General features: G+C 40.1%; 7 protein-coding genes. 1 reads left to right on the top strand and 6 read right to left on the bottom strand.

Going from position 1 to position 7,635, the window contains the following annotated elements:
- The first annotated feature begins 271 nt into the window (after nt 1-271).
- Nucleotides 272-1,543, top strand: coding sequence for a sensor histidine kinase (locus tag ACY10D_RS08415; RefSeq protein ID WP_487000302.1), 1,272 nt, complete (start codon nt 272-274; stop codon nt 1,541-1,543).
- Between the two features lie 239 nt (nt 1,544-1,782).
- Here ACY10D_RS08415 and ACY10D_RS08410 read toward each other — a convergent pair whose 3' ends face one another.
- From ACY10D_RS08410 to hypE, 6 genes are all read right to left on the bottom strand, one after another.
- On the bottom strand, nt 1,783-2,697 hold the full coding sequence (locus ACY10D_RS08410) for a HoxN/HupN/NixA family nickel/cobalt transporter (protein ID WP_487000301.1): 915 nt from the start codon (nt 2,695-2,697) through the stop codon (nt 1,783-1,785).
- A 7-nt stretch (nt 2,698-2,704) separates the two neighbouring features.
- The gene (locus tag ACY10D_RS08405; RefSeq protein WP_487000300.1) at nt 2,705-4,030 is read right to left on the bottom strand and encodes a Ni/Fe hydrogenase subunit alpha; all 1,326 of its coding nucleotides are present in this window, start codon (nt 4,028-4,030) and stop codon (nt 2,705-2,707) included.
- Entirely contained in the window at nt 4,027-4,839 is an 813-nt protein-coding gene (locus ACY10D_RS08400) for an NADH-quinone oxidoreductase subunit B family protein (protein ID WP_487000299.1), read from the bottom strand. The genes ACY10D_RS08405 and ACY10D_RS08400 overlap by 4 nt, the downstream gene beginning before the upstream one ends.
- 1 nt (nt 4,840) lies before the next feature.
- Nucleotides 4,841-5,692 carry an FAD/NAD(P)-binding protein gene (locus tag ACY10D_RS08395; protein WP_487000298.1) on the bottom strand — a complete coding sequence of 284 codons (852 nt, stop codon included), beginning with the start codon at nt 5,690-5,692 and terminating at the stop codon, nt 4,841-4,843.
- Complete coding sequence (locus ACY10D_RS08390; protein ID WP_487000297.1) at nt 5,689-6,822, bottom strand: 4Fe-4S dicluster domain-containing protein; 1,134 nt, start codon at nt 6,820-6,822, stop codon at nt 5,689-5,691. Before ACY10D_RS08390 ends, ACY10D_RS08395 begins: the two co-directional genes overlap by 4 nt.
- A gap of 15 nt (nt 6,823-6,837) precedes the next feature.
- Nucleotides 6,838-7,635, bottom strand: a 798-nt coding sequence (hypE, locus tag ACY10D_RS08385; protein WP_487000296.1) for a hydrogenase expression/formation protein HypE, incomplete at its 5' end; no start/stop codon positions are given.

Genomic DNA, 7,635 nt, shown 5'->3' with positions numbered 1-7,635 from the left:
CTTGTGATTTTATTCATCTTATCTTTAACTCAACCATTTTAAAACCCACTTACAAAAAGATCCCTATAAACCTATGTTACAAAGAGGGGAATTAGGCAAAGGTTATTTTATATTCCCCTCTTTGCAAGAGGGGTGCCGAGCTTGTGAGGCGGGGTGTTGTAATAAAAAAGTGCGTAACTCAAGTCAATTAAAGAATCTTTGATTGATCATCTTGCTTTTTAAGGTCGAATCAACGACATTCTATAATCATTAATATCACATATGGATCAACATGAAAAAACATTTCAATCTACTGTGCATTATTGCTTTTTTTTGCTTAAGCTTTATATGCATTAGCTACCTTTTTATAAGTGCATATCGCCAGATCAATGAAGATATTCACGCAGAACTGCATCATAAAATTGCGTGGGAGATTGCCAAAATAGTCAAATATGGTGAAGATGACGATCTTAAGGACTTCATTCAAACCTTTGATAGTCAGCATTTTTCCGATATAAAAATTCAGCGTATCGAGCTTGAAATGGCTTTATCCACTGATCCACAGTTTCACCCAGATTATACGATCAAAAATGCGCAAGATCTTGAGAATAAAATACTTCAGCATCAGAATAACACGCATAAGTTCTCAGTTTTCATTCATAAAAACCTGTGGCTTAATATCCATGCTGTCAAAAATTATCATTACTTTTTCTCTTTATTTACCGCTGAATTTGCAATTATCTTGCTGATTATTATCTTGTTTCTATTTGCTTGTTGGTTATTGCTGAGATTATATCGTTTAACTGAACTAAGTCAGCAGATGTTGATTGAACTAGGGCTTCCGCAGAACACCTCCATTTACCTTGGACTTATCTCAGGGCCTAAAGCCTTATTTGAGCAAATGAAGTTGCGTATTCACAACCTAACACGCACACGCGCACAATTGATGTCATCAATTTCGCATGATATCAAAACACCGTTAACACGCATGCGCTTTCGCTTGGAGCAGCTAGAGTTAAAAGGTGACACGGATGCGATAAAAAGCATATCAGATATTGATCACATCAATGAAGTGGTACAAAGCTTCTTATCACTATCAAATCTTCATTTGCAACAGCGTAAGAAAATTGACCTAAACCTAATGTTACTAACACTACAAGATAACTACGCCGATATGGGGCATCGCATTGCTTATACGGAAACACCTGAGTGCATCGTCTATGGTTCGGCACAAGTATATAACCGCATTTTAACCAATATCCTTGATAATGCCTTTCGTTTTGCCAATAGAGTTGATATTAGCTTAACGCAAACCAAAGAGCTTATTCAGCTGATCATCATTGATCATGGACAAGGAATTGCTCATGACAAATTAAACAAAATTACACAATTGGGATTCTCTGAGAACAACACGGATGCTAAAAAACACTATGGCTTGGGTCTAGCCATTGTCCATGAGCTAGTGAGTCTCACCGGTGGCACTATTATTTTTGAAAATGATCAGACTCTTGGACTTAGAGTCACCATGACTTGGAAACAGCAAAAGGGGTTTACATCCTTGTGATCAACTCTTGGCAACAAAGGGGAGGGAGTGTTATTGAGTCGTAGCGTCCTGCCACGAAAATTATTCTCTCAAATGCTTAAACGGTAAGATAGAGGAAATCTCTGGAATTCACTTAAGAGATCACTGTTTTATCATGGCGAATATCTCACAAGGACACAATGCAGCCTTATATGCAATTATCTCAAAATGAGTACATTACTTGGTTTAAACCTAATACTCCATAACTCACTTGGATCATTTCACAGCGTTTCTTGCTTTTTTAATATCAATGTTAAAAATACACCTAATAGCAACAATACTAAACCACCACCAAACCACGGTGAGTGATCACTGACAAAACCAATAGCGCCATAGACATCAAGATCAAACAACCCAAATAACTGAATAAACCCGACAATAAACGACGCACTGATAACGATCAATAGTATCGCAATATTGTAGCGACGAAAGATCTGCTCATTTATTTTTTGAGTATTGATAAGCTTGGTCATTAATAATGCATCTAATGAATCAACCCACGTCATGCCAAGTGCAAAGGCAATTGGCAGTGCCAAAATGAGCCAGATCGACTCACCACTTAATGATGCCGTTGCTGCTAACCCTAAAAGTGCAATTTCAGTGGCTGTATCAAAACCAAGACCAAATAAAAAGCCCACTGGATACATCTTATAAGGCTTATCAACCATTTTAAACAACGGCTTTAACCAACGTGTTAAGGGCGAATGTGTATGTGTGTTTTGTTGATGTTTAATAAGCTTATACAGTGATAATACATTCATACCTCCTGTAAGCCACAAAAAAGCAATTGATACAACCGATCCAATCACAGCGCCAATACCAATGATGCCAAGACTCTCTGCTTTGCTTAGACTGACTCCTAAAATAACAAACAATGTGAGTAAAAACACAACACTAGAATGCCCTAGCGCAAAGAACAAGCCGGTTGTTACACTAGGTTTACCTTTTTGTGCTAATTGACGCGTAACATTATCAATGGCGACGATATGATCGACATCAAAGCCATGCCTAAGTCCTAACATAAAAGCAACAAACACGATACCTAAAAGACTTAAATGCTGATAAAAGGCAACGCTAAAAACAAGCCATATCAGCAAGCTAATAAAAATAAATCCACGAAAGAACCTTCTATGCATAACAACCTCATGCGCGTTTGATATTCAATGTCAGAAAGTGCGCCGAACACGAGATACATGGATCGTAATTGCGAATCACCATTTCTGCATGCTGCCTTAATTCATCGTCTGATTTGTCCAGCCCAAACTTGGTTAATGACTGCTTAAGATCGGCCTCCATGCAAGCTAAGTTTTGCGCAGTTGGCGGTGTAATACGAATTTTTGTCGCACACCCTTTGTCATCAAACTCAAAATAGTCAATCTGAATTCCACGTGGCGCCTCTGTTGCACCCCATGCCTTGCCTGCCTTAAAGCTCACATCAACATAAGGTTTATCAGGATATTCATATGCTTCAAATATACGCAGTATCTCACCAATCGCGTAATAGCACTCGATTGATCGCGCCAAAATACTATGAAAGATATTATTACTTGGAAACGAAATGCCCGTACTATTAGCAAGCGCTTGAACCTCTTTGGGCAGCTTATCAAAATTCAAATTCAGACGTGTTAATGGCGTTGTTAAATAGGGTTGTCCATCGCGTGTTGAGTGAAGTGCCGTTGATTGTGGCGCATGAAACTCATAGAAATGCTCCTCCCATTCTTCAATTGGAAAACATTCTCCTTTATTCGTGACGACATGCTCGGCAATCACCGGATATTGTCCACTGACATCGGTTAATGCCACTTGTAATACTTCATCAAAGCAGACATTAGGATAAGGTAATTGGGCAAACCACATCACAACATCTTTGGCATCTTTTAGCGCTTCTTGTAGTCGTGGGATGAGTGTTTTGATCTCTTTAGGCTTAGGCGCTCGATAGAATCCACCAACCTTAACCGCCCCAGGATGAACCGATCTGCCACCAAATAATGACAAAATATCATTACCTAAATGCTGCAATCTCACTCCACGCTTGACTTCATCAGGAAAATCTTTCGCCATCTCAATCGCTGAATGATATTTCAAAAAGTCAGGAGCAGCTAAAATATGTGTATGCAAATAATGTGACTCAATCCATTCACCGAGATACATCACGCGTCGCATTGCATGCACCCAAGGGGTCACTTCTACCTCAAAGGCCTTCTCCATCAATGTCACCACACTCATTTGGTACGCCATCGGACAAATACCACAAATACGTGCTACCGCATCAATGATTTCATTCGGTTCACGTCCTTCTAGGAACTTCTCAAAATAGCGTGGGGGCTCATAAATACGCACATGACATTTGGTGATTTCATTATTATTAATCTCTAAATCAAGCGCACCTTCACCTTCGACACGCGCTAGAATAGGCACTTCTATTTTCGTTGTTTTGGCATTATTTGCCGTATTCATTTGATTACTCATGCGTTATCTCCAGCCTGCTTGAAACCTTGTTGCTGATTATTGATAAAATGATATTTATGTGCAATCTCTTCATCGGTTAGCCCCATTGATTTTAACTTTGCCGTCATTGCATCAAAGTTGGCATATTTTGCCGTACCGTAACAGCCATAACATCCACGATTAATATGCGGACAAAGTGCATCACATCCATTAGCCGTCACAGGACCTAGGCATGGTTCATTATATGCAACCATCACACAGGTGATTCCACGATGTTTACACGATGTACAGACAGGTTCTACCACCTTTTCTGGCTCCACTTTAAATAACAATTGACGCACCGCGTGATACATCTGCTCTGAGCTTACCGGACATCCTCTGATTTCAAAATCAACGGCAACATAATCCTCAATCGATTTTGCGGTATCTAACTCCATTTTATCAATCACATCGGTGTGTTGCGGGTAGACATCTTTCATCCAACCTTCAAACTGTTGACGGGTAACATTATTTCTTAAGGCTTGAATACCACCTGTTGTCGCACATGCGCCCATCGTAATAAGATATTTGCTATTTTCACGAATCTTTTGAATGCGCTGTACATCATGCTTGGTATTGACACTGCCTTCAATAATCGCAATATCCACTTTGGCATCTTCGTCAACAGGACCTGCCTCAGCAAAATGTTTTATCTCAACCAATTGTGATAATTTCAGCAGGCGAATTCCATCATTAATAAATGCCAATTGACAACCATCACATGAGCTAAACTTATGCACAGCCAGTGTTGGTTTGTTGTTTAGATTTCTTAATTTACTCTCATGCGACATCTTACACCCCCTTGATTGATAACAGTTTTTCAACTTGCGGATAGGCATAAACGGCACCATCTTTGCAGATAAACTCTTTGCCCATCTGGCAATGCCCACAATGCCCAATCGCACATTTCATACTGCGTTCTAATGAGACAAATACTTGATGCTCTGGCACCCCAATATCAATAAAGCTACGCGCGACATTTTTCATCATAATCTCAGGACCAACACTCATCACATAAGTGTTTTGATAATCTAGCTTAAGATCTTTAACCGCTTCGGTAACAAAACCTTTATACCATTGCCATGGACCAAATGGCTCGCCCTCAGTTGCCGTTACAATCACTTGTGTATTTGGGATAGCATTCCAACGCGTATATTTATCCTGATAAATAAGTCCCTCACTGTGACGCACACCTTGCACCACATAAATCCGTCCATATGCTTCGCGATTTTTTAGTATCATTTCAGTTGCGGCAACCAACGGCGCATTACCCAACCCACCGGTCATAATTACAACATCTTTGCCTTGAGCCTCATCCACTGGCCAACTACTGCCAAAAGGTCCACGAATACCGACCTTTTGACCTTTCTTTAATTGATGCATGCCTTGTGTTATACGCCCAACGACTTGAATGGTATGTTCAAAAACATCATGATTAAACTCACGATCATTAACAATCGATATTGCCACTTCACCCACACCATAAAGATAAATCATATTAAACTGTCCAGGTTTAAAGCTATATTTCTGGCGTAAATCCGCATCACACAAGCGTAAACGTAAGGTAAAAATATCTGGTGCATCTTCAATAAAGTCAATAATCTCAGCCTCATGTGGCAAATAAGCATCTTGTGGGTAAATCATGCTTTTTTCTCCTGTTTTTCCTGCTTATTCTGCTTTTCTTGACAGATAATATTTATTTCATCCGTAACATCAATGCTCACCGGACACCACGTAATACAGCGCCCGCAACCAACACAGCCCTTGGTTCTAAACTGCTCGCGCCAAGTGGAAAACTTATGTGTTAACCATTGTCGATATCGATGTTTAGGCTCCTCACGATATAACTCACCATGCGTGTAACTATGATCTAAACCAAAGCATGAATCCCATTCGCGCAAATGCGTACTTACTTGCCCTTCCAAATCAGGATCTTCTTTCTCAGTATGACAAAAGCACGTCGGGCAAGATTGTGTGCAACTACCACACGATAAACACCGTTTAGCAACATCATCCCATTGTGGGTGATTTAAGTTAGCAAATAGCGCCTTTTCAACCGTTGCTAAGGGTGGGATGCTTTTTTCTTGCATTGCATATACTGCTTTGACTTTTTGTTCCGCTTCATAGGTTTGCGCACCAGTAGCTGGATTTAATTGCAGCTGCTCAATAAGCACTCTACCCTTATCACTACCTGACTCAATGACAAAACCACCATTGATTTCCGTCATTGCCCACTCAAAGCCTTTATCAGCATATGGGCTATCACCTAAGCTAATGCAAAAACAATTACTATGACAACTGGTACAATTAGCCGCAATGATAAACATCGCTTCACGTCGCGCCTTATAACGCACATCTTGATAAGCGTTTTCGATAAACACACGATCTTGAATTTCAATCGCGCGCAAATCACAAGGTCTGACACCTAAAACAGCATATTTCTGTTTATTGAGCGCCTGCTCAAATGTCAACTTGCCACTGTCATCACGCTTGACTTGCCATAATGCTTCTTTCTCTTTAAACAACATGGGCTTTACCGATTGCACCGGCAGACTCCACGCAAAAGCTTTGTTTTCATTGGTTTTTTTGACGTGATAATACGCAGGTTTCTGCTCATCAACATAACCCCATGGTAACTCAGCTGCTTTTTCAATATCATCATAAACAATCGCATGATCATCAACGATCGGTGCTTTTACCTCAAAGCCCTGTGTCTTTAAGGTACTAATTAAATCATCTAGACGCTTATGCGCTAAAAAATAAAACTGACTCATTATTCCTCCTTATACTTAGCAAATTCTTGGTAGTTGTTCGCCACTTAGCCAATCGACGCGTCTTAGTCCACCAAAGCTTGTTTGCATATTGACCGATGCATTGCCTACTTTATCAACCTTAGCAATCACACTGGCATTTTTGCCCAATTCATCTTGCTGTAAACATGCTAATACCTTTTGAACTTCGCTTTGATTACAAACAATTAAAACCTTGCCTTCATTTGCAATAAAAAGCGGATCCAAGCCCAATAACTCGCAAGCGGAGCGTACCTCTTCACTAACGACAAGTGCAGACTCATCAATGCTAATACCTACTTCATATTGGTTTGCCCATTCATTTAAGGTTGCAGCGACACCACCTCGCGTCGGATCACGCATTGTTTTGATTTGACAACCTGATTTATGTAACTTCTCAATCAAGTGATTTAGATTGATAGCATCACTTTTGACATCACAGTCAAAGCTTAAGCCCTCGCGCTTTGACATCACAGCAACACCATGCTCAGCAATCGCCCCATTGATAATGATGCAATCACCTTTCACTAATGGCTCATGAGTGACAAAGCCATCCATAACAACGCCTATCCCTGTGGTATTAATAAAAATACCATCGCCTTTGCCTTTCTCAACCACTTTGGTGTCACCTGTTACTAATTGAACATGAGAGGCTTTTGCCGCTTCTGCCATTGACTCAACAATCACTTTTAAATCACTCAGTGGCAAGCCTTCTTCTAGAATAAAATGTGAATCAAGGTTTAAATTATGCACAGTATTTTTGTGCCAGCAACTCAAATGCTGCACATAGCCTTCCAA

Source organism: Cysteiniphilum sp., from assembly GCF_057495195.1.
Note: the sequence above shows the minus strand (reverse complement) of the source record. Positions and strands in the feature narration are given on the sequence as shown.